Origin of the sequence: Streptomyces flavotricini (assembly GCF_020639365.1) — a bacterium.
Taxonomy (GTDB): Bacteria; Actinomycetota; Actinomycetes; order Streptomycetales; family Streptomycetaceae; genus Streptomyces; species Streptomyces flavotricini.
This window is the reverse complement of sequence record NZ_JAINUL010000001.1, coordinates 3987259-3989182: the sequence shown is the minus strand read 5'-3', so window position 1 is coordinate 3989182 and position 1924 is coordinate 3987259. Positions and strand designations below refer to the sequence as shown.

The 1924-nt window shown below is 68.9% G+C and carries 2 pseudogenes; both read right to left on the bottom strand.

From position 1 onward, the window contains the following. Window positions 1-290, bottom strand: a pseudogene (locus K7B10_RS17930) (2-oxoacid:ferredoxin oxidoreductase subunit beta); the annotation flags it as partial. After that, window positions 283-1924 (bottom strand): annotated as a pseudogene (locus K7B10_RS17925) (2-oxoacid:acceptor oxidoreductase family protein); the annotation flags it as partial. The pseudogenes K7B10_RS17925 and K7B10_RS17930, both read right to left, overlap by 8 nt.

Here is a 1924-nt window from a genome sequence, read left to right as displayed (position 1 = left end):
GCCAGCCCGGTGGCGATGGCGGGGGCGCGGCCGTGGATCGAGTGCATCCCGTAGGTGTTCATGTAGTACGGGAAACGCGAGGAACAGCCGATCCCCGAGACGAAGACGATGTTCTCCTTCGCCAGCCCCAGCTCGGGCATGAAGCCCTGAACGGCCGCCAGCACCGCGTAGTCACCGCACCCGGGGCACCATCGGACCTCCTGGTCCGACTTGAAGTCCTTCATCGACTGCTTGGCCTCGGCCTTCGGCACGAGGGAGAGCAGATGGGGGGCGTCGGTCACCTCAGTCATTGATGGCCTCCTCGAGAACCTTCGCGAGCTGCTCAGCCTTGAACGGCATTCCGTTGACCTGGTTGTACGACTGGGCGTCGACCAGGTACTTCGCCCGGATCAGGGTGGCGAGCTGCCCGAGGTTCATCTCCGGCACCACTACCTTGTCGTAACGCTTCAGGACCTCCCCGAGATTCCTCGGGAACGGGTTGAGGTGGCGCAGATGGGCCTGTGCGACGGGGGTGGCGACATTGCGCAGGCGGCGGACCGCGGCGGTGATGGGGCCGTAGGTGGAGCCCCAGCCCAGGACGAGGGTGCGGGCGCCGTCCGGGTCGTCGACCTCCAGGTCCGGGACCAGCGGACCGCGGCGGTGATGGGGCCGTAGGTGGAGCCCCAGCCCAGGACGAGGGTGCGGGCGCCGTCCGGGTCGTCGACCTCCAGGTCCGGGACCAGGATGCCGTCGATCTTGGCCTGGCGGGTGCGGACCATGAAGTCGTGGTTGGCGGGGTCGTACGAGATGTTGCCGGTGCCGTCCTGCTTCTCGATGCCGCCGATGCGGTGCTCGAGCCCGGGCGTGCCCGGAACCGCCCAGGGGCGGGCCAGCGTCTGCGGGTCGCGCTTGAACGGCCAGAAGACCTCGGTGCCGTCCGCACCGGCACCGGGGCCTCGCCGTTGCGCCCGTACATCGCCTGCAACAGGTCCGCCTGCTCCGTCTTGGTCGGCAGACCGGTGGACGGGCCGCCGCGCTGGATGTCCACGATCAGCAGCGGCAGCTCCAGGGACACGGCCAAGCCGATCGTCTCGGACTTGAGCGCGACGCCGGGCCCGGAGGTGGTGGTCACGCCGAGCGCGCCGCCGAAGGCCGCGCCGAGCGCCGCGCCGATGCCCGCGATCTCGTCCTCGGCCTGGAAGGTCCGCACGCCGAAGTTCTTGTGCTTGCTCAGCTCGTGCAGGATGTCGGAGGCCGGGGTGATCGGGTACGCACCGAGGTACAGCGGCAGGCCCGCCTGCCGGCTCGCCGCGATCAGCCCGTACGACAGGGCCAGGTTCCCGGAGATGTTCCGGTACGTGCCGGCCGGGAAGGCCCGGGTCGCCGGGGCGACCTCGTACGAGACCGCGAAGTCCTCGGTCGTCTCGCCGAAGTTCCAGCCGGCCCGGAAGGCCGCCACGTTCGCCTCGGCGATGTTCGGCTTCTTCGCGAACTTCTGCCGCAGGAACGCCTCCGTACCCTCCGTCGGGCGGTGGTACATCCAGCTCAGCAGACCCAGCGCGAACATGTTCTTGCTGCGCTCGGCCTCCTTGCGGGAGAGCCCGAAGTCCTTCAGCGCCTCGACGGTGAGCGTGGTCAGCGGCACCTGGTGGATGTTGTAGGCGCCCAGCGAGCCGTCTTCCAGCGGCGATGTCTCGTAGCCCACCTTCGCCATCGGGCGCTTGGTGAATTCATCTGTATTGATGATGATCTCGGCGCCGCGCGGAACGTCCCCGATGTTCGCCTTCAGCGCCGCCGGATTCATCGCGACCAGTACGTTCGGGGCGTCGCCCGGCGTCAGGATGTCGTGGTCGGCGAAATGCAGCTGGAACGACGAGACGCCCGGCAGGGTGCCGGCGGGGGCACGGATCTCGGCCGGGAAGTTCGGCAGCGTGGAGAGGTCGTT